24 protein-coding genes are annotated in these 24,713 nt (G+C 60.7%); 11 read left to right on the top strand and 13 right to left on the bottom strand.

The annotated features are described in order from the left end of the window. Positions 1-141: 141 nt before the first annotated feature. Positions 142-2,367, bottom strand: a complete 2,226-nt coding sequence (locus tag TU80_RS10370) for an NADP-dependent isocitrate dehydrogenase (RefSeq protein ID WP_017848049.1) — start codon at positions 2,365-2,367, stop codon at positions 142-144. 505 nt (positions 2,368-2,872) lie between these two features. Between TU80_RS10370 and icd the strand changes: the two genes are divergently transcribed. Then, the gene (gene icd / locus TU80_RS10365) at positions 2,873-4,129 is read left to right on the top strand and encodes an NADP-dependent isocitrate dehydrogenase (RefSeq protein ID WP_026140163.1); all 1,257 of its coding nucleotides are present in this window, start codon (positions 2,873-2,875) and stop codon (positions 4,127-4,129) included. A gap of 79 nt (positions 4,130-4,208) precedes the next feature. Here the strand turns inward: icd and cspD are convergent, their stop codons facing one another. Continuing rightward, the gene (gene cspD / locus TU80_RS10360) at positions 4,209-4,487 is read right to left on the bottom strand and encodes a cold shock domain-containing protein CspD (protein ID WP_057004490.1); all 279 of its coding nucleotides are present in this window, start codon (positions 4,485-4,487) and stop codon (positions 4,209-4,211) included. 224 nt (positions 4,488-4,711) lie between these two features. Here cspD and clpS point away from each other — a divergent pair, with 224 nt between their 5' ends. Together clpS and clpA are read left to right on the top strand one after the other, a co-directional pair. Then, the gene (clpS, locus tag TU80_RS10355; RefSeq protein ID WP_010567912.1) at positions 4,712-5,080 is read left to right on the top strand and encodes an ATP-dependent Clp protease adapter ClpS; all 369 of its coding nucleotides are present in this window, start codon (positions 4,712-4,714) and stop codon (positions 5,078-5,080) included. 29 nt (positions 5,081-5,109) lie between these two features. After that, complete coding sequence (clpA, locus tag TU80_RS10350; protein ID WP_017848046.1) at positions 5,110-7,380, top strand: ATP-dependent Clp protease ATP-binding subunit ClpA; 2,271 nt, start codon at positions 5,110-5,112, stop codon at positions 7,378-7,380. Between the two features lie 185 nt (positions 7,381-7,565). On the opposite strand, the gene infA is transcribed toward clpA, so the two are convergent. From infA to aat, 3 genes are all read right to left on the bottom strand, one after another. Further along, the gene (gene infA / locus TU80_RS10345; RefSeq protein ID WP_002553999.1) at positions 7,566-7,784 is read right to left on the bottom strand and encodes a translation initiation factor IF-1; all 219 of its coding nucleotides are present in this window, start codon (positions 7,782-7,784) and stop codon (positions 7,566-7,568) included. 100 nt (positions 7,785-7,884) lie between these two features. Continuing rightward, the gene (locus tag TU80_RS10340) at positions 7,885-8,592 is read right to left on the bottom strand and encodes an arginyltransferase (protein ID WP_017848045.1); all 708 of its coding nucleotides are present in this window, start codon (positions 8,590-8,592) and stop codon (positions 7,885-7,887) included. 55 nt (positions 8,593-8,647) lie between these two features. Further along, positions 8,648-9,328 carry a leucyl/phenylalanyl-tRNA--protein transferase gene (gene aat / locus TU80_RS10335; protein WP_017848044.1) on the bottom strand — a complete coding sequence of 227 codons (681 nt, stop codon included), beginning with the start codon at positions 9,326-9,328 and terminating at the stop codon, positions 8,648-8,650. 496 nt (positions 9,329-9,824) lie between these two features. On the opposite strand from aat, the gene ftsK reads away from it, so the two are divergent. The 6 genes from ftsK to cysG are packed head-to-tail and all read left to right on the top strand — an operon-like array spanning position 9,825 to position 17,324. Beyond that, complete coding sequence (gene ftsK / locus TU80_RS10330; protein WP_017848043.1) at positions 9,825-12,230, top strand: DNA translocase FtsK; 2,406 nt, start codon at positions 9,825-9,827, stop codon at positions 12,228-12,230. A 54-nt stretch (positions 12,231-12,284) separates the two neighbouring features. Further along, a complete protein-coding gene (gene lolA, locus TU80_RS10325; protein ID WP_017848042.1) occupies positions 12,285-12,908 on the top strand; it encodes an outer membrane lipoprotein periplasmic chaperone LolA in 624 nt (207 codons plus the stop codon). Positions 12,909-12,935: 27 nt separating this feature from the next. Further along, complete coding sequence (locus tag TU80_RS10320) at positions 12,936-14,258, top strand: replication-associated recombination protein A (RefSeq protein ID WP_057004422.1); 1,323 nt, start codon at positions 12,936-12,938, stop codon at positions 14,256-14,258. Then, positions 14,258-14,632, top strand: a complete 375-nt coding sequence (crcB, locus tag TU80_RS10315; RefSeq protein WP_057004421.1) for a fluoride efflux transporter CrcB — start codon at positions 14,258-14,260, stop codon at positions 14,630-14,632. Before TU80_RS10320 ends, crcB begins: the two co-directional genes overlap by 1 nt. A gap of 16 nt (positions 14,633-14,648) precedes the next feature. Next, positions 14,649-15,929: a serine--tRNA ligase gene (gene serS / locus TU80_RS10310; RefSeq protein WP_017848039.1), complete on the top strand. Its 1,281-nt coding sequence runs from the start codon at positions 14,649-14,651 to the stop codon at positions 15,927-15,929. Next, a complete protein-coding gene (gene cysG, locus TU80_RS10305) occupies positions 15,930-17,324 on the top strand; it encodes a siroheme synthase CysG (RefSeq protein ID WP_057004420.1) in 1,395 nt (464 codons plus the stop codon). It abuts the gene before it with no gap. A gap of 106 nt (positions 17,325-17,430) precedes the next feature. Here cysG and TU80_RS10300 read toward each other — a convergent pair whose 3' ends face one another. The 6 genes from TU80_RS10300 to tusD all read right to left on the bottom strand — a co-directional run bounded on the left by TU80_RS10300 (position 17,431) and on the right by tusD (position 20,867). Further along, positions 17,431-18,426, bottom strand: a complete 996-nt coding sequence (locus tag TU80_RS10300; protein ID WP_057004419.1) for a glutathione S-transferase family protein — start codon at positions 18,424-18,426, stop codon at positions 17,431-17,433. An 88-nt stretch (positions 18,427-18,514) separates the two neighbouring features. Further along, complete coding sequence (locus TU80_RS10295) at positions 18,515-19,516, bottom strand: glycosyl transferase family protein (RefSeq protein WP_057004418.1); 1,002 nt, start codon at positions 19,514-19,516, stop codon at positions 18,515-18,517. After that, positions 19,513-19,848, bottom strand: coding sequence for a TusE/DsrC/DsvC family sulfur relay protein (locus tag TU80_RS10290; RefSeq protein WP_017848035.1), 336 nt, complete (start codon positions 19,846-19,848; stop codon positions 19,513-19,515). The genes TU80_RS10295 and TU80_RS10290 overlap by 4 nt, the downstream gene beginning before the upstream one ends. Continuing rightward, entirely contained in the window at positions 19,845-20,123 is a 279-nt protein-coding gene (tusB, locus tag TU80_RS10285) for a sulfurtransferase complex subunit TusB (protein ID WP_017848034.1), read from the bottom strand. Before tusB ends, TU80_RS10290 begins: the two co-directional genes overlap by 4 nt. Beyond that, complete coding sequence (gene tusC, locus TU80_RS10280) at positions 20,123-20,473, bottom strand: sulfurtransferase complex subunit TusC (protein ID WP_017848033.1); 351 nt, start codon at positions 20,471-20,473, stop codon at positions 20,123-20,125. Before tusC ends, tusB begins: the two co-directional genes overlap by 1 nt. 1 nt (position 20,474) lies before the next feature. Then, the gene (gene tusD, locus TU80_RS10275) at positions 20,475-20,867 is read right to left on the bottom strand and encodes a sulfurtransferase complex subunit TusD (protein ID WP_046382916.1); all 393 of its coding nucleotides are present in this window, start codon (positions 20,865-20,867) and stop codon (positions 20,475-20,477) included. A gap of 158 nt (positions 20,868-21,025) precedes the next feature. Between tusD and TU80_RS10270 the strand changes: the two genes are divergently transcribed. After that, positions 21,026-22,207 (top strand): CaiB/BaiF CoA transferase family protein, encoded by a 1,182-nt coding sequence (locus TU80_RS10270; RefSeq protein WP_057004417.1) that lies wholly within the window; start codon positions 21,026-21,028, stop codon positions 22,205-22,207. Positions 22,208-22,321: 114 nt separating this feature from the next. On the opposite strand, the gene TU80_RS10265 is transcribed toward TU80_RS10270, so the two are convergent. Next, complete coding sequence (locus TU80_RS10265) at positions 22,322-22,816, bottom strand: SprT family zinc-dependent metalloprotease (protein ID WP_026140162.1); 495 nt, start codon at positions 22,814-22,816, stop codon at positions 22,322-22,324. A gap of 129 nt (positions 22,817-22,945) precedes the next feature. After that, a complete protein-coding gene (locus tag TU80_RS10260) occupies positions 22,946-23,548 on the bottom strand; it encodes a Yip1 family protein (RefSeq protein ID WP_057004416.1) in 603 nt (200 codons plus the stop codon). 303 nt (positions 23,549-23,851) lie between these two features. On the opposite strand from TU80_RS10260, the gene ttcA reads away from it, so the two are divergent. Beyond that, positions 23,852-24,676, top strand: coding sequence for a tRNA 2-thiocytidine(32) synthetase TtcA (gene ttcA, locus TU80_RS10255; protein ID WP_017848028.1), 825 nt, complete (start codon positions 23,852-23,854; stop codon positions 24,674-24,676). Positions 24,677-24,713 lie beyond the last annotated feature (37 nt).

Below are 24,713 nucleotides of genomic sequence, written 5' to 3'. Positions count from 1 at the left end.
ATTCTGAGTGCGGTGCGGTCTTCAGGCAGGATTGCAGTCGGTGTGGGAGGGGGCAAGCTCCCTCCCACATTTGAATCCGGTTTATTCGCTGGAAACACAAACCCCGGCACGGGGCCGGGGTTTGTTTGCATCCTTACAACCTTACTTCAGCTTGGCAATTGCCGCGTTGAGGGTGTTGCTCGGGCGCATGACCTTGCTGGTCAGCTCCGGGTTCGGCGCGTAGTAGCCGCCGATGTCCACTGGCTTGCCCTGTACGGCGTTGAGCTCGGCAACGATGGTTGCCTCGTTCGCGGCGAGGGTCTTGGCCAGTTCGCCGAATTGCGCTTGCAGCGCGGTGTCTTCGGTCTGTGCGGCCAGGGCTTGGGCCCAGTACAGCGCCAGGTAGAAGTGGCTGCCGCGGTTGTCGATGTTGCCGACTTTGCGCGATGGCGACTTGTTGTTGTCGAGGAACTGGCCGGTGGCCTGGTCCAGGGTCTTGGACAGCACCAGGGCTTTCGGGTTGTTGTAAGTCACGCCCAAATGCTCAAGCGATGCGGCCAGGGCCAGGAACTCGCCCAGGGAATCCCAACGCAGGAAGTTTTCTTCCAGCAGTTGCTGCACGTGCTTGGGTGCCGAACCGCCAGCGCCGGTTTCGAACAGACCGCCACCGTTCATCAGCGGCACGATCGACAGCATCTTGGCGCTGGTGCCCAGTTCCATGATCGGGAACAGGTCGGTCAGGTAGTCGCGCAGTACGTTACCGGTCACCGAGATGGTGTCCAGGCCCTTGCGGGTGCGCTCCAGGGTGAACTTCATCGCGTCGACCGGCGACATGATGCGGATGTCCAGGCCGTCGGTGTTGTGGTCTTTCAGGTAGGTCTGGACTTTCTCGATCACCGCACCGTCATGGGCGCGCTGTGGGTCCAGCCAGAAGATGGCCGGGGTGTTGCTGGCGCGGGCGCGGTTGACGGCGAGTTTGACCCAGTCCTGGATCGGCGCGTCTTTGGCCTGGCACATACGGAAGATGTCGCCGGCTTCGACGGCCTGTTCCATCAGCAGGTTGCCCTTGCTGTCGGTAACGCGGACGACGCCGTCAGCCTTGACCTGGAAGGTCTTGTCGTGAGAGCCGTACTCTTCGGCTTTCTGTGCCATCAGACCAACGTTCGGCACGCTGCCCATGGTGGTCGGATCGAACGCGCCATTGGCCTTGCAGTCTTCGATGACGGCTTGGTAGATGGTGGCGTAGCAGCGATCCGGGATCACGGCCTTGGTGTCGTGCAGCTGGCCGTCGGTGCCCCACATTTTGCCGGAGTCACGGATCATGGCCGGCATCGAGGCGTCGACGATCACGTCGCTCGGCACGTGCAGGTTGGTGATGCCTTTGTCGGAGTTGACCATCGCCAAGGAAGGGCGAGCGGCGTAGACCGCCTGGATATCGGCTTCGATCTGCGCTTGCTGCTCGGCCGGCAGGGCCTTGATGCGAGCGTACAGGTCGCCGATGCCGTTGTTCAGGTTGAAGCCGATCTGCTCCAGCACGGCGGCGTGCTTGGTCAGGGCGTCTTTATAGAACTCGGCAACGATCTGGCCGAACATGATCGGGTCGGAGACCTTCATCATGGTGGCTTTCAGGTGAACCGACAGCAGTACGCCTTGTTTCTTGGCGTCTTCGATTTCAGCGGCGATGAAGCTGCGCAGGGCGTTCTTGCTCAGCACGGAGCTGTCGATGATTTCGCCAGCTTGTACGGAAGTCTTTTCCTTCAGTACGGTCGCGGTGCCGTCTTTAGCGATCAGTTCGATTTTGACCGCGTCGGCTGCCTCGATCTGTACGGCTTTTTCGCTGCCGTAGAAGTCGCCGTGGCTCATGTAAGCGACGTGGGACTTGGAGTCGGCAGCCCAGGCGCCCATCTTGTGCGGGTGCTTGCGTGCGTAGTTCTTGACCGACAGCGGTGCGCGGCGGTCGGAGTTGCCTTCGCGCAGTACCGGGTTCACGGCGCTGCCCTTGATCTTGTCGTAACGTGCGCGGGTTTCTTTTTCCGCGTCGGTGGTTACGGTTTCCGGGTAGTCCGGCAGGGCGTAGCCCTTGGCTTGCAGTTCTTTGATCGCCGCCTGCAGTTGAGGCGTCGAGGCGCTGATGTTAGGCAGCTTGATGATGTTGGCTTCAGGCGTAACGGCCAGGGCGCCCAGTTCGGCGAGGTGGTCCGGGACGGCTTTGGTGCCCAGTTGCTCGGGGAAGCTTGCGAGGATGCGCCCGGCGAGGGAGATGTCGCGGGTTTCCACGGCAATATCAGCGGAAGCGGTGAAGGCCTCTACGATAGGCAGCAGTGAATAGGTGGCGAGGGCTGGTGCTTCGTCGGTGAAGGTGTAGATGATCTTCGAGCGGGTGGGCATATTCGGATTAACTCTCTTCTTTGCTGAAAGCGTGCGCAGAAACTCGAGATGCGCCGGGTAGAGCGCGTTCGTTCAAAGTCATCCATGAGCGAAAGGTCGAGGTTTCTTCGCGGTGATGTTGGGTTGCATCAGTCGAGCGTCAAGCGGGTGGACTATTGTTTAGTCCGGCTTTTCTGGCGCTGGGCGCTGCTTTCTATTGAAGAAGCAGGCGGTCGGCCGTCGTGACTCTTTGGTCAGCGGCGGCATTATACATAGGTCGCTATGCTTACGCCGAGCCTTCATACAAAAGGTGGGTCGTCCATTGGTCTAAAGGTCGCAGGGACCAAGTTGCGCCTAAAGTCGCATGATGTGCTCAAGATTGGCGCTTTTCCCTTTGATTTCAAGCTTGTAGGCGACTAAATATGCTGTTTTCGATGCAAATGAGCGTGGCGTGAGGTTTAAGTCGTCATTTATCTGGAGTAGGCTCGAACGCAGCCAGATGTTCAATCCATAGATGGAGTTCAGCATGGGATACAAGAAGATTCAGGTTCCGGCAGTCGGCGACAAAATCACCGTCAATGCAGACCATTCTCTCAATGTTCCTGACCAACCGATCATCCCTTATATCGAAGGTGACGGTATCGGTGTCGACATCAGCCCAGTGATGATCAAGGTGGTCGACGCCGCTGTTGAAAAAGCTTACGGCGGCAAGCGCAAGATTTCGTGGATGGAAGTTTACGCCGGTGAGAAGGCGACCCAAGTCTATGACCAGGACACCTGGCTGCCCCAGGAAACCCTGGACGCGGTACGCGATTACGTAGTCTCCATCAAAGGCCCGCTGACCACGCCGGTCGGTGGTGGCATCCGTTCGTTGAACGTCGCCCTGCGCCAACAACTCGACCTGTATGTGTGCCTGCGCCCGGTGCGCTGGTTCGAAGGCGTGCCGAGCCCGGTCAAAAAGCCTGGCGACGTGGACATGACCATCTTCCGCGAAAACTCCGAAGATATTTACGCCGGGATCGAGTGGAAAGCCGGTTCGCCGGAAGCGATCAAAGTGATCAAGTTCCTCAAGGAGGAAATGGGCGTCACCAAGATCCGCTTCGACCAGGATTGCGGTATCGGCATCAAGCCGGTGTCCAAAGAGGGCACCAAGCGCCTGGCGCGCAAGGCCCTGCAATATGTCGTGGATAACGACCGCGAGTCGCTGACCATCGTACACAAAGGCAACATCATGAAGTTCACCGAAGGTGCCTTCAAGGAATGGGCCTACGAAGTGGCGGCTGAAGAATTCGGCGCAACCCTGCTCGATGGCGGGCCGTGGATGCAGTTCAAGAACCCGAAGACCGGCAAGAATGTCGTGGTCAAGGATGCGATTGCCGATGCCATGCTGCAGCAGATCCTGCTGCGTCCGGCTGAATATGATGTGATTGCGACCCTCAACCTCAACGGTGACTACCTGTCTGACGCCCTGGCGGCGGAAGTCGGTGGTATCGGTATTGCGCCGGGCGCCAACCTGTCCGACACCGTGGCAATGTTTGAAGCCACCCACGGTACCGCGCCGAAATATGCCGGTAAGGACCAGGTCAACCCGGGTTCGCTGATCCTGTCGGCGGAAATGATGCTGCGCCACATGGGCTGGACCGAAGCGGCCGATCTGATCATCAAGGGCACCAATGGCGCTATCTCGGCCAAGACCGTGACCTATGACTTCGAGCGCCTGATGGAGGGCGCGAAGTTGGTGTCGTCGTCGGGCTTTGGCGATGCGCTGATCTCGCACATGTAAGCACGCAGGCATAAAAAACGGCCACTCCAATGGGTTGGGTGGCCGTTTTTTATTTGCATGCTTCTCGCTTGGCAGTGAATCAGGCCGTTAGCTTCTTTTCTTTTTGAGCGGCGGATACAACGGGTTTTGCAGATGTAGTGATCGTGCTTGCACAGATGTTCACGGCGTGCAGCCCTTTCGGTCCTTGAATGATCTCAAAGCTCACAGCTTGGCCCGCTTTCAGCGTTTTGTAGCCATCCATATGGATCGCTGAATAATGCGCAAAAAGGTCCTCGGTCTTACCTTCTTCATTAATGAAGCCGTAACCCTTGGCATTGTTGAACCATTTGACCTTGCCACTGATCTTGACGCCAGACATACCCATATCCCTCTGCACCAGACTCCATCACTGGAGTATCATCCAGTTTATCCGTCCTAACCCGAATAAATAAGGTTGACTGCGCGGACCTTTTTTACCCACTGTGGGTTCTATTGGTTGTAACACCGATTTGCCGATAGTCAAGGTGACCGAACGGTCGGAGTTGAAATTCTGACAGGTCGCCCCCACCACTGTATTTGAACCACTGACGAAACTTTCTTTCCATGCATGCAATCAGCCAGATTCGACTAACATTCAATCAGGATCGACCGGATCACGAGCACGATGACGACGGTTCTGCAGGCATTGCTGTTCAGGAGGCCAAGCCTGCTCTACAGGCGCCGCCGATGTACAAGGTGGTTTTGTTCAACGATGACTACACACCGATGGATTTCGTGGTCGAAGTACTCGAGGTGTTTTTTAACCTGAACCGCGAGTTGGCGACCAAGGTAATGCTGGCCGTTCACACAGAAGGACGGGCAGTATGTGGAGTGTTTACCCGCGACATCGCCGAGACAAAGGCCATGCAGGTCAACCAGTACGCCAGGGAAAGCCAGCATCCGCTACTCTGTGAAATCGAGAAGGACGGTTAACGCCGACCACTTGGGTATGAGGTGAAGCTATGTTAAACCGCGAGCTCGAAGTCACCCTCAATCTTGCCTTCAAAGAGGCCCGTTCGAAGCGTCATGAATTCATGACCGTCGAGCACCTGCTGCTGGCACTTTTGGATAACGAAGCTGCCGCCACCGTTTTGCGTGCGTGCGGCGCCAACCTCGACAAACTCAAGCATGACCTGCAGGAGTTCATCGACTCCACGACGCCACTGATCCCCGTGCATGACGAGGACCGTGAAACCCAGCCGACCCTGGGCTTTCAGCGGGTATTGCAGCGTGCTGTTTTCCACGTACAGAGCTCCGGTAAGCGTGAAGTCACGGGCGCCAATGTGCTTGTCGCCATCTTCAGCGAACAGGAAAGCCAGGCAGTGTTCCTGCTCAAGCAGCAGAGCGTTGCCCGTATCGATGTCGTCAACTACATCGCCCACGGTATCTCCAAAGTGCCTGGGCACGGCGATCATTCCGAGGGTGAGCAGGAAATGCAGGACGACGAGGGCGGTGAGTCTTCTTCTTCGGGCAACCCATTGGATGCCTATGCCAGCAATCTCAATGAGCTGGCGCGCCAGGGGCGGATCGATCCGCTGGTGGGGCGCGAGGCTGAAGTTGAGCGCGTGGCGCAGATCCTCGCACGTCGTCGCAAGAACAACCCGTTGCTGGTGGGTGAGGCGGGCGTGGGTAAAACCGCGATTGCCGAAGGCCTGGCCAAGCGTATCGTCGACAACCAGGTGCCGGACTTGCTGGCCAGCAGCGTCGTCTACTCCCTTGACCTCGGCGCGTTGCTCGCCGGGACCAAGTACCGCGGCGATTTCGAGAAGCGCTTCAAGGCACTGCTCGGCGAGCTGAAAAAACGCCCGCAGGCGATCCTGTTCATCGATGAAATCCACACGATCATTGGGGCCGGTGCGGCCTCCGGTGGTGTGATGGATGCTTCCAACCTGCTCAAGCCATTGTTGTCGTCGGGTGATATCCGCTGCATCGGCTCGACCACGTTCCAGGAATTCCGCGGGATCTTCGAGAAAGACCGTGCCCTGGCGCGTCGCTTCCAGAAAGTCGACGTGTCCGAGCCTTCGGTTGAAGACACCATCGGCATCCTGCGTGGGCTCAAGGGGCGTTTCGAAGCGCACCATGGCATCGAGTACACCGATGAAGCGTTGCGGGCCGCTGCCGAGCTGGCGTCGCGCTACATCAACGATCGGCACATGCCGGACAAGGCCATCGACGTGATCGACGAGGCGGGTGCCTATCAGCGTCTGCAGCCGGTCGAGAAGCGTGTGAAGCGCATCGACGTGGCTCAGGTCGAGGATATCGTGGCCAAGATCGCGCGGATTCCGCCAAAACACGTCACCACCTCCGACAAAGAGCTGCTGCGTAACCTGGAGCGCGACCTCAAGCTCACCGTGTTTGGTCAGGATGCGGCCATCGACTCGCTGTCCACTGCGATCAAGTTGTCGCGGGCGGGCCTCAAGTCGCCGGACAAACCTGTCGGTTCGTTCCTGTTCGCCGGCCCGACCGGCGTCGGCAAGACCGAAGCGGCTCGGCAGTTGGCCAAGGCCATGGGCATTGAGTTGGTGCGGTTCGACATGTCCGAATACATGGAACGTCACACCGTGTCGCGCCTGATCGGTGCGCCTCCGGGCTATGTTGGTTTTGATCAGGGCGGCCTGTTGACCGAGGCGATCACCAAGCAACCGCATTGCGTATTGCTGCTCGATGAAATCGAGAAGGCTCACCCGGAAGTCTTCAACCTGCTGCTGCAGGTCATGGACCACGGCACTCTGACCGACAACAACGGGCGCAAGGCGGATTTCCGCAACGTGATCGTGATCATGACCACCAACGCCGGTGCTGAAACCGCGGCGCGGGCGTCGATCGGCTTTACGCATCAGGATCACTCTTCCGATGCGATGGAAGTGATCAAGAAGAGCTTCACGCCGGAGTTCCGCAACCGCCTGGACACCATTATCCAGTTTGGTCGCCTCAGCCATGAGGTCATCAAAAACGTGGTGGACAAGTTCCTCACCGAGCTTCAAGCGCAGTTGGAAGACAAGCGCGTGCAGCTGGAAGTGACGGACGCGGCGCGCAATTGGCTGGCCGAAGGTGGTTACGACGCGGCAATGGGCGCTCGCCCGATGGCGCGTCTGATCCAGGACAAGATCAAGCGGCCATTGGCCGAAGAGATCCTGTTCGGCGAGCTCTCCGACCATGGTGGCGTGGTGCATATCGACCTGAAGGACGGCGAGCTGACCTTCGAGTTCGAAACCACGGCCGAAATGGCCTGATCGTTCTGCAGCTACGCAAAAGGCGCCGAAAGGCGCCTTTTTGCTGTCTTGAGATGTAATTGCCAGAACAATGGCGATCCAATGCGGGAGGGAACAAGCCCCCTCCCGCATTGGGTTTCGGCTGTCAGGTAAATGCTATACACACAAAAACGCCCGGCATAACCGGGCGTCTTGTATTGACTTGATTAGCGGGCGCGGTAAGTGATGCGCCCTTTGCTCAAGTCATAGGGCGTCAGCTCGACGCGCACTTTGTCACCGGTAAGAATACGAATGTAGTTCTTGCGCATCTTGCCGGAGATATGCGCGGTTACGACGTGCCCATTTTCCAACTCCACACGAAACATGGTGTTGGGCAGGGTGTCGACGACAGTGCCTTCCATTTCGAAGCTGTCTTCTTTCGACATGCAGTAAAGCCCTCGGTATCCAGTGAATGGCCCGGTGCAACTGCGCCAGGCAAAAGCGGCGTGCATTGTGCCCGAAAAAGGGTGTTTAAGCCAAGAGGTTCTAGTTAAGCGTGACCCATCTTTGATTAATCAGCAGTTCAATCGGCCGATATTGGGTCTTGTAGTTCATCTTTTTGCAGTTTTTGATCCAGTATCCAAGGTACACCGCCTCCAGTTCCAGGCGCCGGGCTTCGCTGATTTGCCAGAGGATCGCGAAGCGTCCCAGGCTGCGCCGCTCTTCGTCGGGTTCATAGAAGGTGTACACCGCCGACAGGCCGTTGGGCAGCAAATCGGTCACGGCGACGGCCAGCAGGCGCCCGTCGAGTCGGAATTCGTAGAAGCGTGAAAAGGGCAGTTCACGCACCAGGAAGGTGGAAAACTGGTCGCGACTGGGTGGGAACATGTCGCCGTCGGCGTGGCGTTGTTCGATGTAGCGCTGGTAAAGATCGAAGTATTCTTCGCTGAACCTGGGGTTGGCCGCCGTGACCGTCAGGTCGGCGTTGCGCTTGAGGATGCGCTTCTGGTTGCGGTCCGGCACAAACTGCGCCACGGGAATGCGTGCCGGCACGCAGGCATTGCAGTTTTGGCAGTGCGGTCGGTACAGGTGATCGCCGCTGCGCCGAAAGCCCATTTCCGAAAGGTCGGCATACACATGCACGTCCATCGGCTGGCTGGGGTCGAGGAACAGCGTGGTGGCCTGTTCGTCGGGCAGATAGCTGCAAGAGTGGGCTTGAGTGGCATAAAACTTCAAGCGCGCCAGCTCGGTCATGATCAACCCTCGGATAAGCTTTGAAATAAGTGTAAGCCAGGTGCGAGGAAGTCGCCTAGGAAACCCACGGTCCAGCGTTGGGTTGGTCCAGATAGTCGCGCAGGAAGCCGGCGAACTCGCTGCGCGGTATGGCGCGGGCGCCCAGGCTGTGCAGGTGATCGTTGGGCATCTGGCAGTCGATCAGCACAAAACCCCATGCCTGCAGCTGCCGGGTCAGCGTGGCAAAGCCGAACTTCGAGGCGTTATCGGCGCGGCTGAACATGGATTCGCCAAAAAACAGCCGGCCCATCGCCAGCCCATACAGGCCGCCCACCAGTTCGCCGTTGTCCCAGACCTCGACCGAGTGCGCGTAACCCCGCGCGTGCAGCTCCTGGTAGGCGCTCTGGATGCCTTCGGTGATCCAGGTGCCATCTGCATAGGCGCGAGGCGCGGCGCAGGCCTGGATGACCGCAGCGAAGTCCTGGTCGAAGGTCACGCGATAGCGCTGCTGGCGCAATAATTTGCCCAGGCTGCGGGATACGTGCAGTTCGTCGGGGAAAATCACCGTGCGAGGGTCCGGCGACCACCAGAGAATCGGCTGGCCTTGCGAGAACCACGGAAAGCAGCCGTGGCGATAGGCCTGGATCAGTCGCTCGGCCGACAGGTCGCCACCGGCGGCGAGCAGGCCATTGGGTTCGCGCATGGCTTTGGCCAGCGGCGGGAAGGTCAGGGTGTCGCGTTGTAACCAGGTCAGCATGGCATCCAGGCTTACGGAAGGGGAGGGGAGTGGCAGGCGTCGGGCCTGCCCAGAGGGTTGATTATTGTCGACCCGGCGTCAGGGGGCCAGCCCGAATCGGGCATTGCTGTGGATTAGCGTGAGCGGGTGTTTCTGCAACTCTCTCTCAGAGACGTGGTCGTATTCGGGGCTGCCCCATGCAGGCCAATTGCCAAGCTTGCCTGGATTGCTAAAAACAGCGCATAAGCCTTTGTCAGCAAAGACAATGCATGCTCAAATTGAACAGTGTGTGACACTTGAATTGTCCAGGCTGCCGCGCAAGGGGCAAGGGCGTGGCATCGCGGACACAAACCCGTACAATGCGGGCATTCTGGCGTTATCGCCGTTTCACTCGTCAATCGCTCGGTGTTAAAGGTAGATTTAACGGCGTTCGTTTATTTTTCGGCTGCTCGGATTGGGCGGCAGTGTGCAGTCATTCAACAGATGGACGCGCTAAAGGCGCAGGAAAAGACCCGTTTTGAAGAAATCCACCGCGACACAAAAAACAGTCGTGCCGGCCTGGCGTCAGCACCTGCATTATCGGCTCAAGGAAGGTGCGCTGATCGCCATCGGCGCGCTGTGCCTGTTCCTGATGATGGCCTTGCTCACCTATGGCAAGGACGATCCGGGCTGGAGCCACAACAGCAAGATCGATGACGTGCAGAACTTCGGTGGGCCTGCCGGTTCCTACAGCGCCGATATACTGTTCATGGTGCTGGGTTATTTCGCGTACATCTTCCCGTTGCTGCTGGCGATCAAGACCTGGCAGATCTTCCGCCAGCGTCATGAGCCGTGGCAGTGGAGTGGCTGGCTGTTTTCCTGGCGCCTGATCGGCCTGGTGTTCCTGGTGCTGTCCGGCGCGGCGCTGGCGCATATCCATTTCCATGCGCCGACCGGCCTGCCGGCGGGTGCTGGCGGCGCGCTGGGTGAGAGCCTCGGCGACCTGGCCCGCAAGACCCTGAATATCCAGGGCAGCACGCTGATGTTTATCGCGCTGTTCCTGTTCGGCCTCACCGTGTTCACCGACCTGTCGTGGTTCAAGGTGATGGACGTGACCGGCAAAATCACCCTCGACCTGCTGGAGCTGTTCCAGGGCGCCGCCAACCGCTGGTGGGCGGCCCGGGTGGAGCGCAAGCGCATGGTGGCCCAATTGCGCGAGGTGGACACCCGCGTCAACGAGGTCGTGGCCCCGAGCACGCCGGACCGGCGTGAACAGGCCAAGGTCAAGGAACGCCTGATCGAACGCGAACAAGCCCTGAGCAAGCACATGTCGGAGCGCGAGAAACAGGTGCCGCCGGTGATTGCCCCGGCACCGCCCAAGGCTCCCGAGCCGAGCCATCGCGTGCAGAAAGAAAAACAGGCGCCGTTGTTTGTCGACAGCGCGGTCGAAGGCACGCTGCCGCCGATCTCGATTCTCGACCCGGCCGAGAAGAAACAACTCAACTATTCCCCGGAGTCCCTGGCGGCCGTCGGCCATCTGCTGGAAATCAAACTCAAGGAATTCGGCGTCGAAGTCTCGGTGGACTCGATCCACCCCGGCCCGGTGATTACCCGTTACGAAATCCAGCCAGCGGCCGGGGTCAAGGTCAGCCGAATCTCCAACCTGGCCAAAGACCTCGCCCGCTCCCTGGCCGTGACCAGCGTGCGCGTGGTGGAAGTGATCCCTGGCAAAACCACCGTGGGCATCGAGATTCCCAACGAAGACCGCCAGATCGTGCGCTTCTCCGAGGTGCTGTCGACCCCGGAATACGACAACTTCAAATCGCCGGTCACCCTGGCCCTGGGCCATGACATCGGCGGCAAGCCGGTAATCACCGACCTGGCGAAAATGCCTCACCTGCTCGTGGCCGGTACCACCGGTTCGGGTAAGTCGGTGGGGGTCAACGCGATGATCCTGTCGATCCTGTTCAAGTCCGGCCCGGAAGACGCCAAGCTGATCATGATCGACCCGAAGATGCTCGAATTGTCGATCTACGAAGGCATTCCGCACTTGCTCTGCCCGGTGGTCACCGATATGAAGGACGCCGCCAACGCCCTGCGCTGGAGCGTTGCCGAGATGGAGCGGCGCTACAAGCTGATGGCGAAGATGGGCGTGCGCAACCTGTCGGGCTTCAATGCCAAGGTCAAGGAAGCCCAGGACGCCGGCACGCCGCTGACCGACCCGCTGTACAAGCGCGAAAGCATCCACGACGAAGCGCCATTGCTGACCAAGTTGCCGACCATCGTCGTGGTGGTCGACGAATTTGCCGACATGATGATGATCGTCGGCAAGAAGGTTGAAGAGTTGATCGCACGTATCGCACAGAAGGCGCGTGCTGCCGGTATCCACTTGATCCTCGCAACCCAGCGGCCGTCGGTGGATGTGATCACCGGTCTGATCAAGGCCAACATCCCGACGCGCATGGCGTTCCAGGTGTCGAGCAAGATCGACTCGCGGACCATCATCGACCAGGGCGGCGCCGAACAATTGCTGGGCCACGGTGACATGCTCTACATGCCGCCGGGCACCAGCCTGCCGATTCGCGTGCATGGCGCGTTCGTTTCCGACGATGAAGTGCATCGCGTGGTGGAAGCCTGGAAACTGCGCGGTGCGCCGGAATACAACGACGACATCCTCGCCGGTGTTGAAGAAGCCGGCAGCGGCTTCGACGGCGGCAGCAGCGGTGGCGACGATGATGCCGAAACCGACGCGCTGTACGACGAAGCGGTGGCCTTCGTGTTGGAAAGCCGTCGCGCCTCGATCTCCGCCGTGCAGCGCAAGCTGAAAATCGGCTACAACCGCGCCGCCCGCATGATCGAAGCCATGGAAAATGCCGGCGTCGTCACCGCAATGAACACCAACGGCTCGCGCGAAGTCATCGCCCCCGGGCAGATGCGCGACTGATCACGCGCCGCGTGGCAGCACGCGGCGCGCCCTAACGACTCAATGAGGACTCCCATGCGTCTTATCCGCATGCTGTTGTTGCCGGCACTGGCCCTGACTGCTGTTTCGGCTCACGCTGATCCGGCCTCCGTCGCCAGCCTGACCAACCTGCTGGACAAATCCAAGACCCTGACCGCGCGCTTCTCCCAGCTGACCCTGGATGCCGGCGGCACCCAGTTGCAGGAAACCGCCGGTGAAATGGCCGTGCAGCGCCCTGGGCTGTTTTACTGGCACACGGAAGGGAAGGCCGAGCAGACCATCGTTTCCGATGGCCAGAAAGTCACGCTGTGGGACCCGGACCTGGAACAGGCGACCATCAAAAAGCTCGATCCGCGCTTGAACCAGACCCCGGCGCTGTTGCTGTCGGGCGATGTGTCGAAGATCAACGACAGCTTCGAGATCACCTCCAAGCAAACCAGCAACGTGATCGAATTCACCCTCAAGCCGAAATCCAAGGACACGCTGTTCGACAGCCTGCACCTTTCGTTCGGTAACGGCGTGATCAATAACATGCGCCTGATCGACAGCGTCGGCCAGCGCACCGATATCCTGTTCACCGGGGTCAAGGCCAACGTGCCGGTGCCCGCGTCCACGTTCAAGTTCGACATCCCCAAGGGTGCCGACGTGATCCAGGAATAACCTGCCTAGAGGTTTCAAACGCTGCCCATGGACCTGTTTCGAAGTGACCCGATCGCTCAACCCCTGGCCGCACGCTTGCGTTCGACCAACCTGGATGAGTACGTCGGTCAGGAACACCTGCTCGCTCGCGGCAAGCCTTTGCGCGAAGCCCTGGAGCAGGGTGCGCTGCACTCGATGATTTTCTGGGGGCCGCCGGGGGTGGGTAAAACCACGCTGGCGCGGCTGTTGGCGAAAGTCTCGGATGCCCACTTCGAAACGGTCTCGGCGGTGCTGGCTGGGGTCAAAGAGATCCGCCAGGCCGTGGAAGTGGCCAAGCAGCAGGCCGGGCAATACGGCAAGCGCACCATCTTGTTCGTCGACGAAGTGCATCGCTTCAACAAGTCGCAGCAGGACGCGTTCTTGCCGTATGTCGAAGACGGCACGCTGATTTTTATCGGTGCGACCACCGAGAACCCGTCCTTCGAATTGAACAACGCCTTGCTCTCGCGGGCGCGGGTGTATGTGCTCAAGAGCCTGGATGAAGCGGCGATGCAAAAGCTGCTGCAGCGCGCCTTGAGCGAAGACAAGGGCTTGGGCAAGCGCCAGTTGAGCCTCAGCGAAGAAGGCTTCAAGATCCTGTTCAGCGCCGCCGACGGCGATGGGCGGCGCTTTCTGAACCTGCTGGAGAACGCCTCCGACCTGGCCGAGGACGGCAGCGAGATTGGCGTCGAACTCCTGCAAAGCCTGCTCGGCGACACGCGCCGGCGTTTCGACAAGGGTGGCGAAGCGTTCTACGATCAGATTTCGGCGCTGCACAAATCGGTGCGCGGCTCCAACCCCGACGGCGCGTTGTACTGGTTCGCGCGCATGATCGACGGTGGCTGCGACCCGCTCTACCTCGCGCGCCGCGTGGTGCGTATGGCCAGCGAAGACATCGGCAACGCCGACCCCCGCGCCTTGAGCCTGTGCCTTGCGGCGTGGGAAGTGCAGGAGCGCCTGGGCAGCCCCGAAGGCGAACTGGCGGTGGCCCAGGCCATTACCTACCTGGCCTGCGCGCCGAAAAGCAACGCGGTGTACATGGGCTTCAAATCGGCACTGCGCGCCGCAGCCGAACATGGCTCCCTCGAGGTGCCGCTGCACCTGCGCAATGCGCCGACCAAATTGATGAAACAACTGGGTTACGGCGATGAATACCGCTACGCCCACGATGAGCCGGACGCCTATGCCGCCGGCGAAGATTACTTCCCTGACGCGCTCGAGCCGCAGCCGTTCTACCAGCCGGTGCCCCGTGGCCTGGAGCTGAAGATCGGTGAAAAGCTCAATCACCTCGCTCAACTCGACCGTCTCAGCCCCAAACAGCGGAGAAAGTAGTGCTCAAGACGATTCTTGCCGTGTCCGTTGCCGGCATCGCTGGTACATTATTGCGTTTCGCCACTGGTAATTGGGTTAACGCCAACTGGCCGAGGTATTTTTATACGGCGACCCTGGCGGTCAACCTGGTCGGCTGCCTGATCATCGGGCTGTTGTACGGTTGGTTCCTGTTGCGCCCGGAAGTGCCGATTGAAATTCGTGCTGGCTTGATTGTCGGCTTTGTAGGCGGTCTGACGACCTTTTCATCCTTTTCACTGGATACGGTGCGCCTGCTGGAAAGCGGGCAGGCCCTGGTCGCCTTCGGGTACCTGGGCATCAGCGTGTTCGGCGGGCTGCTCGCCACCTGGGCCGGCCTGTCCTTGACCAAACTTTGATAAACGAGAGACCGACATGCTCGATTCCAAACTGTTACGTAGCAACCTTCAGGACGTAGCGGACCGCCTGGCATCCCGTGGCTTTGCCTTGGATGTTGCGCGCATCGAAGCGCTGGAAGAACAGCGCAAGACCGTCCAGACCCGCACCGAAGCACTGCAGGCTGAGCGTAATGCGCGTTCCAAGTCCATCGGGCAGGCCAAGCAGCGCGGTGAAGACATCGCGCCGTTGATGGCGGATGTCGAGCGCATGGGCACCGAGCTGTCCGACGGCAAACTCGAACTGGACAAGATCCAGGGCGAGCTGGATTCGATCCTGCTGGGCATTCCGAACTTGCCGCACGAGTCGGTGCCGGTCGGTGCGGACGAAGACGGCAACGTCGAAGTGCGCCGCTGGGGCACGCCAAAGGCCTTTGATTTCGCGATCAAGGACCACGTCGCCCTGGGCGAACTGAACGGCGGCCTGGATTTCGAAACCGCCGCCAAGCTGTCCGGTGCGCGCTTTGCCTTGCTGCGTGGCCCGATTGCCCGCCTGCATCGCGCCCTGGCGCAGTTCATGATCAACCTGCACACCGGCGAGCACGGCTACGAAGAGGCCTACACCCCGTATCTGGTTCAGGCGCCGGCCCTGCAGGGCACCGGCCAGTTGCCGAAGTTCGAGGAAGACCTGTTCAAGATCAGCCGCGATGGCGAAGCCGACCTGTACCTGATCCCGACCGCCGAAGTGTCGCTGACCAACATCGTCGCCGGCGAGATCCTCGACGCCAAGCACCTGCCGCTCAAGCTCGTCGCCCACACGCCGTGCTTTCGCAGTGAAGCCGGTGCATCGGGGCGCGACACCCGCGGCATGATCCGCCAGCACCAGTTCGACAAAGTCGAGATGGTGCAGGTTGTCGAGCCGTCGACCTCCATGGAAGCCCTCGAAGGCCTGACCGCCAACGCCGAACGCGTGCTGCAACTGTTGGAGCTGCCGTACCGCGTGCTGGCGCTGTGTACCGGCGACATGGGTTTCAGCGCCGTGAAGACCTACGACCTCGAAGTGTGGGTGCCGAGCCAGGATAAATACCGCGAGATCTCGTCGTGCTCCAACTGCGGTGATTTCCAGGCCCGTCGCATGCAGGCGCGTTTCCGCAACCCGGAAACCGGCAAGCCGGAACTGGTGCATACCCTCAACGGTTCGGGCCTGGCCGTAGGCCGTACCCTGGTGGCCGTGCTCGAAAACTACCAGCAGGCCGACGGCTCGATCCGTGTGCCGGATGTGCTCAAGCCGTACATGGCGGGCATCGAGGTCATCGGTTAAATGGAATTTCTGCCGCTGTTTCATAACCTGCGCGGCAGTCGTGTGTTGGTCGTCGGTGGCGGGGAGATTGCCTTGCGCAAGTCCCGCCTGCTGGCCGACGCCGGCGCACTGCTGCGGGTGGTTGCTCCCCAGATCGAAGACCAGTTGCGTGAACTGGTGCTGGGCAGTGGCGGGGAACTGATCGTGCGCGGTTATCAGGAGGCCGACCTTGACGGTTGCACCCTGATCATCGCTGCAACGGACGACGAACCACTGAACGCGCAAGTGTCCAGTGATGCCAAGCGCCGTTGCGTACCGGTCAACGTGGTGGATGCGCCAGCCCTGTGCAGCGTGATCTTCCCGGCGATTGTCGACCGTTCGCCCCTGGTGATCGCGGTGTCCAGCGGCGGCGATGCGCCGGTATTGGCGCGCTTGATCCGGGCCAAGCTGGAAACCTGGATTCCGTCCACGTATGGCCAGTTGGCCGGGCTGGCGGCGCGCTTTCGGGCCCAGGTCAAGCGTTTGTACCCGGACGTGCAGCAGCGCCGCGCGTTCTGGGAAGAAGTCTTCCAGGGCCCGATTGCCGACCGGCAACTGGCCGGGCAGGGCGATGAAGCCGAGCGTTTGCTGATCGAAAAGGTCAACGGCGCGCCGCCTTATGCGCCGGGCGAAGTCTACCTGGTGGGCGCCGGCCCCGGCGATCCGGACCTGTTGACCTTCCGCGCCTTGCGTTTGATGCAGCAAGCCGATGTGGTGCTCTACGACCGTCTGGTGGCCCCAGCGATTCTTGAGCTGTGCCGTCGTGATGCCGAGCGCGTCTACGTGGGCAAGCGTCGCGCCGATCACGCCGTGCCCCAGGACCAGATCAACCAGCAATTGGTCGACCTGGCCAAGCAAGGCAAGCGCGTGCTGCGCCTCAAGGGCGGCGATCCGTTCATCTTCGGCCGTGGCGGCGAAGAGATCGAAGAACTGGCGGCCCATGGCATTCCGTTCCAGGTGGTGCCGGGGATCACGGCGGCCAGCGGCTGCGCGGCGTATGCCGGGATTCCGTTGACCCACCGTGATTATGCGCAATCGGTGCGCTTTATCACCGGTCACCTGAAGAACGGCACCTCGGACCTGCCTTGGAGTGATCTGGTGGGCCCGTCGCAGACCCTGGTGTTCTACATGGGCTTGATCGGTTTGCCGATCATCTGCGAACAGCTGATCAAGCATGGACGTTCGGCGGACACGCCAGCGGCGTTGATCCAGCAGGGCACCACGTCCAACCAGCGCGTGTTCACCGGCACCCTGGCCGACCTGCCGCGCCTTGTGGCGGAGCATGAAGTGCATGCGCCGACGCTGGTGATCGTCGGTGAAGTGGTGGTGCTGCGCGAGAAGCTCAAATGGTTTGAAGGCGCCCAGGCTCAGGTCTGAGCCTGAATGCATCGGGGGCAAGCCCCCTCCCACATTTTGGAATGCCTTCCAATGTGGGAGGGGGCTTGCCCCCGATGAGGCCATTAGATCCAACCCATCCTCTGGATCAACGCCAGACGCCCTTAGCGCTCAACCGCCCGCGATCATGCTCGGCATCAAACACCTGCAACGGCCCCTTGGGCACAATCCCCGTCGGATTGATGGTGCGGTGGCTGGCATAGTAATGCCCCTTGATGTGCGCAAAGTCCACCGTCTCGGCCACTCCCGGCCATTGATAGATTTCCCGCAACCAATTCGACAGATTCGGATAATCGGCAATCCGCCGCAGGTTGCATTTGAAGTGGCTGTAATACACCGCATCAAATCGAATCAGCGTGGTAAACAGCCGTACATCCGCCTCGGTCAGGTACTCACCGGCCAGGTAGCGATGCTCGCCCAGGTGCTGTTCCAAGTGGTCCAGTTCGGCAAACACATCATCGAACGCACGCTCATAGGCCTGCTGCGAGGTGGCGAAGCCTGCGCGGTACACGCCGTTGTTCACGGCGGGGTAGATGCGCTCGTTCAGCGCATCGATGCGCGGGCGCAGAGCCTCGGGGTAGAAGTCCAGGGTGTTGCCGGTCAGCCCGTTGAACGCGCTGTTGAACATGCGGATGATCTCCGCTGATTCATTGCTGACGATGCGCTTGAGTTGTTTGTCCCACAGCACCGGCACCGTGACGCGCCCGGTGTAATCGGCCGTGTCGGCGGTGTAGCGCTGGTGCATGAACGCGAAGCCATCCAGCGAGTCGCCGCTGGAGCCGCGGGCCTTGTCGAAGGTCCAGCCGTTTTCCAGCATCAGCCAGCTGACCACGGACACGTCGATCAGACCTTCCAGCCCCTTGAGTTTGCGCAGGATCAGCGTGCGATGGGCCCACGGGCAGGCGAGCGACACATACAGGTGGTAACGACCGGCTTCGGCCTTGAAGCCACCTTCGCCGCTGGGGCCGGGCTGGCCGTCAGCGGTCACCCAGTGGCGGCGTTGTGCCTGTTCCCGCTGGAACGCGCCATCCGCGCTACTTTCGTACCACTGGTCGTGCCAGCGTCCTTCAATCAGCAAACCCATGACTGGCTCCTTGGCTAATAAGCGTTGGAGTCCAGTCTAAAGGGATGAGTTCGAACTAAAAGCGCAAAGATTGCGGGGGAATGATCGATTAAATCGATTTATCCCGTGCGTCCCAGTATTGCTGGGCCAATTCGAACGCTTGCTCCCGCGGATGACCGAGGCCGCGCAAGGCCAGGGCCATGGTGGCGATCAAGGCGAGTTGCGGGTAGCTGTCCTCGACCTCGCCGCGCCACAGCGCTTTCAACTGCTCGGGCTCCAGGCTGGCCGGTTTGACATGGCGCTGGGCGGCGAGGGCGGGCCATTCTTCGTCCCAGCTTTCGCCACCGGTGCTGCCGTAGAGGTGGCTGATCGTGTCGGGGTTGATCTCGATTTCGCCGCCATCGCCCTTGACCACAATCACCGTGTCGCCGAGCAGGCCGCTGGCATCGCGGTGTACGCCCTGGTAGCCGGGATGGAAGATGCTTTGCAGGCCGCAGCGTGCATTCAGCGGGTTGAGCAGGCGTGCCAGGGAGTGGATCGGCGAGCGCAGGCCCAGGGTGTTGCGCAGGTCGATCATGCGTTGCAGTTGCGGGGCCCAGTCGCCCAGCGGGATGAATACCAGGTTGCCGTGCTCGAAGGCTGTCTCGACCTGCTGCCAATTGCGGCACAGCGGGATCTGTAGACCTTCCAGCAATTGCTCGGTGTACAGCCGGCCGGCCGTGTGGGCGCCGCCGCCATGCATGAGGATGCGTACACCGTTCTGCGCCAGGCACTTGGCGGCCAGCAGGAACCACGGCAGGTGGCGCTTTTTGCCGGCATAGGTCGGCCAGTCGATATCCACCTTCAGCGCCGGGGCGTGCAGGCGCTCGCGCACCGCTTCGGTGAAACCGGCGAGTTCTTCCGGGCTTTCCTCTTTGTGGCGCAGCAGCATGAGGAAGGCACCGAGCTGGGTGTCTTCGACTTTTTCGTCAAGCAGCATGCCCATGGCTTCGCGGGCTTCTTCGCGGGTCAGGTTGCGCGCACCGCGCTTGCCTTTGCCCAGGATACGCACGAACGGCGCAAACGGGTGCTCGGCAGGGGTTTCGAGGGTCAGCGGAGCAAAGTCGGTCATAAGCAATTCGTCGGTCTGGGCAGGCCGGCCAGCTTGGCGGCGAGTTTGGCGGGAGTGCCGTTGAACAGTTTGTTGAGGTGCAGGCTGTTGCCCTTGTCCGCACCCAGCTTCAAGGCGGTGTACTTGATCAGCGGGCGTGTGGCGGGGGACAGCTGGAACTCTTGATAAAACTGGCGCAGCAGCTCGAGGATTTCCCAATGCGCCGGGGTCAGCTCGAGGGCTTCGGCGGCGGCGAGGGCGTTGGCCACGTCGGCCGACCACTCGTTCAGGTCGACGAGGTAGCCGTCCTTGTCCAGTTCGAGGGTGCGCGCGCCCACGGTCAGGGTGTTCATAGCCAGGTGTTGACCTTGTCGTAGTCGATCGACAGCTGCACGAAACCTGGGTAATCCACGCAGTCGGCCCAGTCGGGCAGCGGCAGGTTGCGCGCCAGGCTGTCTTCGGCCAGCACAAAGACCTTCACGCCTTTGGTCAGCAGCGCCGGGTGACGCAGCCCGTAGGCGCCGTCGCCACAGAGCAGGATCGCATCGTCGCTGCCACAGACGCGCAGGCAGCTGTCGAGGCGGCTATCGGTAAACGGGGAGTGGGACACCACATGTAAAGTCGACATCAGAGGGTTATCACCTGGTCGTAACGGTCAATCAACTGGGAAATCTGTTCGTCGTTCAGCGGCTGTGCATTGACCGGGTGCGTCAGCCCGCGCGCAGCCAGGCTGTGGCCGCAGGCAAACACCTCGTCGATACCGAACAGCCCCAGTGCTTGCAGGTTGGCGCCGAGGTCTTTTTGCTGCACGGCCTTGGCGTCCTGGTGCGGCGCCAGTTGGAACACGCCGTCATCCAGGAACAACAGGCCGATGGGCAGATCGAACGCGCCGCCGGCCAATACGATATCCAGGGCTTCCCGCGCGCTCGGCCCGGACCACGGTGCCTGGCGGCTGATGACCAGCAAGGATTTGGACATGTCACGGCCCTCCAAAACAGATCAGGCGGTCGGCGGCCTGGGTCGCGTCGTGCAATTGCCCAAGGCCCGACAGCTCCCATGGCGCCTCCAGGTTCACCGCGCTGCGCTGGTAACGCGCGGCTTCTTCGCTGTCGAGCACGCCACGGCGCAGGGCGGCGGCGATGCACACCACGGCGTCCAACTGATGCGCGCTGACAAACTCACGCCATTGGCGAGCGATGTCTTGCTCATCCTGTGGCGCAACGATGGTGTTGGAGGCACTGTAGACGCCGTCCTGATAAAAAAACAGGCGCACAATCTCGTGCCCGCCGGCCAGCGCCGCCTGGGCGAACAGCAAGGCGCGACGCGAGGAGGGCGCATGGGCGGCGGAAAACAGTGCTATCGCAAATTTCATGGAACCCCCTGCAAGCAAACGTGGGCCAATGATAAGGCCGCCGCCGGGAAAAAGCCCGCCGTGATCAAAACGGTCACTGCCGATGATCGTTCTGACGATTGCCGTCGGCGCTGAAGGCTGACTACGCTGTCGCCAGTCGAATCGGAAACGGAGTCTCCATGTCAGGTCCCTTGGCGTCCCTCAAAGTACTGGATTTTTCCACCTTGCTGCCCGGCCCGTTTGCGTCGCTGATGCTGGCGGACATGGGCGCCGAGGTGCTGCGCATCGAATCGCCCACGCGCATGGACCTGCTGCGCGTGCTGCCGCCCCACGATCAGGGCACCTCGGCCAGCCATGCTTACCTCAATCGCAATAAGCGCAGCCTCGCCCTGGATCTGAAGCAGGCCGAGGCGCTGGAGATTGTGCGCGAGCTGGTCAAGGGCTACGACATCGTGCTCGAACAGTTTCGCCCCGGGGTGATGGAGCGCCTGGGCCTGGGGTATGCGGCGTTGAAGGCGATCAACCCGCGGCTGATTTACGTGTCGATCACTGGGTACGGTCAGACCGGCCCCTACAAGGACCGCGCTGGGCACGATATCAACTACCTGGCGTTGGCCGGAGTGGCCAGCCATACCGGGCGGCGGGACAGCGGGCCGCTGCCGTTGGGCGTGCAATTGGCGGATGTCGCCGGTGGCTCGCTGCACGCGGTGGTGGGCCTGCTCGCGGCGGTGATTGCGCGGCAACAGAGCGGCGTTGGCCAGTACCTGGATGTGAGCATGACCGACTGCTCGTTCAGTTTGAATGCCATGGCCGGCGCTGGCTACCTGGCCTGTGGCGTGGAGCCGGGGTGGGAGACCCATGTGCTCAATGGCGGCAGTTTCTACGATTATTACCGTTCCCGCGATGGGCGCTGGATGTCGGTCGGCAGTCTGGAACCGGCATTCATGCAGCAATTGTGCGCCGCGTTGGGGCGACCGGAACTGGCGGCACAAGGTTTGTCGCCCGAGCCTGAGCAGCAAAAGGCGCTCAAGCAGGCGCTGCAGGTTGAGTTTGAGAAGCGCAGCTTCGAGGAGTTGTGCGAGTTGTTTGCCGGGGTCGATGCGTGCGTCGAACCGGTGTTGAGCCTGAGCGAAGCCGTGGAGCATCCGCAGTTGAAGGCGCGGGAACTGGTCACCCAGGTGCCGCGGCCCGACGGCTCGACCCAGGCGCAGATGGCTTGCCCGCTGAAGTTCTCCGAAGGGTTGCCAGCCCCCCGGCATATCGGGGCGGCGGTGGGCGCGCACAGTGATGAAGTGCTGATGGAGTTGGGCTTGAGCTCACAGCGCATCAGCGCGTTGCGTGCTGCCAAGGTGATTGTGTAGTGACTGGGCGGGCCTCATCGGGGGCAAGCCCCCTCCCACAATTAGCTCTGTGAACAGGGTCAAAATGTGAGAGGGGGCTTGCCCCCGATGAGGCCCTCACACACACCGCATATTTCACTCAACGCGAGTTTCCCCGGTAAACACCAACGTCTGCCGACAGCGCCTGCACAGATAACGCCGCCCCTGCCTCACCAACCCATGGCGCTGTGACGAAAACGGGAAGTCGCTGTCCGCACACGGGCAGCGGTAGATATAGCGGGTCACCTGGCGGCGCTTGATCTCATAGGTGTGGCAACGGTCTGGCGGCAGTTCATACACGCCGCGCATGATCAGTTGCCATTCCTCGCCATGGGGCTGGATGCGCTCGCCAAACAATTGGTGGGCGATCAGGTGCGCCACTTCATGGGCCACGGTCTGTTTCAGGAAGTGTTGGCTGTTTTCGCGGTACAACTGTGGGTTGAAGCGCAGCAGGTTTTCGTGCAAATGCGCGACACCGGCTTTCTGGCCCCGCAACTTGAGGCTGACCTGGGGGCGTTTGAAGCTTCGTTTGAAAAAGGATTCGGCTAGCAGGAAACAATCTTCGACGCGGGTATTGAGTTGCTCGGGCATGCTGTACATCTCTCCAGAGGTGGCCAGTATGCCGCAAAGGCGGGTGTTTCCGAATCGGTCAGGCGCCGAATGGTCATGCATGACGCACAAAGCCACCTTGCGGTGGCCTTGCCTGCTGGGTGAAACCGCTTAGTTGGTATAGATCGGGCCAACGCCCAGGCCCCAGACGATCACGGTGAACGCCATGATTGCCACCAGCACGACCAGGCCCACGGCCAGCACCGAGCTGGAAAACAGAAAGCCTTCGTCCGGATCGATGCTCATGAACGTCGGTAACCCCACATACAGCAGGTACACCGTGTAACAGATCGCTGCCGTGCCGACGACCATCCCCAGCCACATGTGCGGGTAGAGCGCCGCCAGCCCGCCGATGAACAACGGTGTCGCGGTGTAGGTGGCAAAGGCGATACAACGCGCCATGCTGGGGCTGGCGTCGTAGGTGCGCGCCATCCAGTGAATGAAGGCGCCCATGACCGCTACGCCGCCGAGCATCGCCAGGTACGACATGACGGTCATCCACAAGGCGCTTTCCTGGGTCAGCATGACCGGGGAACGACTGCCGATGACCCAGCCGACCTGGGTGGTGCCGATAAAGGCTGATACGGCGGGGATCGCCGCGAGAATCAAGGTGTGAGTGAGGTACATGTGGCTGACGCTTTCTTCTTTATCGCCACGAATTTCCCGCCATTCCTGGTCGGGATGGGTAAAAAGCCCCACGACGTGATGGATCATGCCAGTCACTCCTGTCGTTATTACCATCGCCCCCCATCGGAGCGCCCACGGGCCAGATGGCCTGAAAGGTCTGGATAGTTATGTGCGACCTCAAGTCGCAGTATAGGAAGTGATGACCGGAAAAACCGTAGGGCTTTAGAGCAAATTGCGCTGTAAACAGTGGGCTTAATCGCGGCGCGGTCTGTCGTTGGCAATGCACTCAAGTGGGGAAGGAGGCTTGCTCCTTCTCACATTGGAACTTGGTCAACCTTACCGGTAAAATACCGCGCTTTTCGTCACACACCTCTAGCGGATCCAAGCGCCATGGGCACTCTTACGGTCAACCAGAACAAACTGCAAAAACGCCTGCGTCGCCTGGCCGGTGAAGCGGTCGCCGATTTCAACATGATCGAGGACGGCGACAAGGTCATGGTCTGCCTCTCCGGCGGCAAAGACAGCTACACCATGCTCGACGTGCTGCTGCACCTGCAAAAGGTTGCGCCGATCAAGTTCGAGATCGTTGCCGTCAACATGGACCAGAAACAACCGGGCTTCCCCGAAGACGTGCTGCCGGCCTACCTCAAGACACTGGGCATCGAGTACCACATCGTCGAAAAAGACACCTATTCGGTGGTCAAGGAGCTGATCCCGGAGGGCAAGACCACCTGCTCGCTGTGTTCGCGCCTGCGCCGTGGCACGCTCTACACGTTTGCCGATGAGATCGGTGCGACCAAGATGGCCCTGGGGCATCACCGCGACGATATCGTCGAGACATTCTTCCTCAACATGTTCTTCAACGGCTCCCTCAAGGCCATGCCGCCCAAGCTGCGCGCCGATGACGGACGCAACGTGGTGATTCGCCCGCTGGCGTATTGCAACGAGAAGGACATCCAGGCCTACTCCGACTTCAAGCAATTCCCGATCATCCCGTGCAACCTGTGCGGCTCCCAGGAAAACCTGCAGCGCCAGGTGGTCAAGGAGATGCTCCAGGACTGGGAACGCAAGACCCCAGGGCGTACCGAGAGTATCTTCCGCAGCTTGCAGAACGTGATCCCGTCGCAGTTGGCCGACCGTAACCTGTTCGACTTCACCAGCCTGCGTATCGACGAGAACGCCGCTTCGCGCTTCGTCAACGTGGTGAACCTCTGACGTTTCTCAACGCTCTGAACGACGGCGCTCACAGGCG

Source organism: Pseudomonas veronii, from assembly GCF_001439695.1.
GTDB lineage: Bacteria > Pseudomonadota > Gammaproteobacteria > Pseudomonadales > Pseudomonadaceae > Aquipseudomonas > Aquipseudomonas veronii.
Note: the sequence above shows the minus strand (reverse complement) of the source record. Positions and strands in the feature narration are given on the sequence as shown.

Coding starts and splice junctions, on each gene's coding strand:
- TU80_RS10370 (WP_017848049.1), bottom strand. CDS start 2,367: ATGCCCACCCGCTCGAAGATCATCTACACCTTCACCGACGAAGCACCA.
- icd (WP_026140163.1), top strand. CDS start 2,873: ATGGGATACAAGAAGATTCAGGTTCCGGCAGTCGGCGACAAAATCACC.
- cspD (WP_057004490.1), bottom strand. CDS start 4,487: ATGTCTGGCGTCAAGATCAGTGGCAAGGTCAAATGGTTCAACAATGCC.
- clpS (WP_010567912.1), top strand. CDS start 4,712: ATGCATGCAATCAGCCAGATTCGACTAACATTCAATCAGGATCGACCG.
- clpA (WP_017848046.1), top strand. CDS start 5,110: ATGTTAAACCGCGAGCTCGAAGTCACCCTCAATCTTGCCTTCAAAGAG.
- infA (WP_002553999.1), bottom strand. CDS start 7,784: ATGTCGAAAGAAGACAGCTTCGAAATGGAAGGCACTGTCGTCGACACC.
- TU80_RS10340 (WP_017848045.1), bottom strand. CDS start 8,592: ATGACCGAGCTGGCGCGCTTGAAGTTTTATGCCACTCAAGCCCACTCT.
- aat (WP_017848044.1), bottom strand. CDS start 9,328: ATGCTGACCTGGTTACAACGCGACACCCTGACCTTCCCGCCGCTGGCC.
- lolA (WP_017848042.1), top strand. CDS start 12,285: ATGCGTCTTATCCGCATGCTGTTGTTGCCGGCACTGGCCCTGACTGCT.
- TU80_RS10320 (WP_057004422.1), top strand. CDS start 12,936: ATGGACCTGTTTCGAAGTGACCCGATCGCTCAACCCCTGGCCGCACGC.
- serS (WP_017848039.1), top strand. CDS start 14,649: ATGCTCGATTCCAAACTGTTACGTAGCAACCTTCAGGACGTAGCGGAC.
- cysG (WP_057004420.1), top strand. CDS start 15,930: ATGGAATTTCTGCCGCTGTTTCATAACCTGCGCGGCAGTCGTGTGTTG.
- TU80_RS10300 (WP_057004419.1), bottom strand. CDS start 18,426: ATGGGTTTGCTGATTGAAGGACGCTGGCACGACCAGTGGTACGAAAGT.
- TU80_RS10295 (WP_057004418.1), bottom strand. CDS start 19,516: ATGACCGACTTTGCTCCGCTGACCCTCGAAACCCCTGCCGAGCACCCG.
- TU80_RS10290 (WP_017848035.1), bottom strand. CDS start 19,848: ATGAACACCCTGACCGTGGGCGCGCGCACCCTCGAACTGGACAAGGAC.
- tusB (WP_017848034.1), bottom strand. CDS start 20,123: ATGTCGACTTTACATGTGGTGTCCCACTCCCCGTTTACCGATAGCCGC.
- tusC (WP_017848033.1), bottom strand. CDS start 20,473: ATGTCCAAATCCTTGCTGGTCATCAGCCGCCAGGCACCGTGGTCCGGG.
- tusD (WP_046382916.1), bottom strand. CDS start 20,867: ATGAAATTTGCGATAGCACTGTTTTCCGCCGCCCATGCGCCCTCCTCG.
- TU80_RS10270 (WP_057004417.1), top strand. CDS start 21,026: ATGTCAGGTCCCTTGGCGTCCCTCAAAGTACTGGATTTTTCCACCTTG.
- TU80_RS10265 (WP_026140162.1), bottom strand. CDS start 22,816: ATGCCCGAGCAACTCAATACCCGCGTCGAAGATTGTTTCCTGCTAGCC.
- TU80_RS10260 (WP_057004416.1), bottom strand. CDS start 23,548: ATGATCCATCACGTCGTGGGGCTTTTTACCCATCCCGACCAGGAATGG.
- ttcA (WP_017848028.1), top strand. CDS start 23,852: ATGGGCACTCTTACGGTCAACCAGAACAAACTGCAAAAACGCCTGCGT.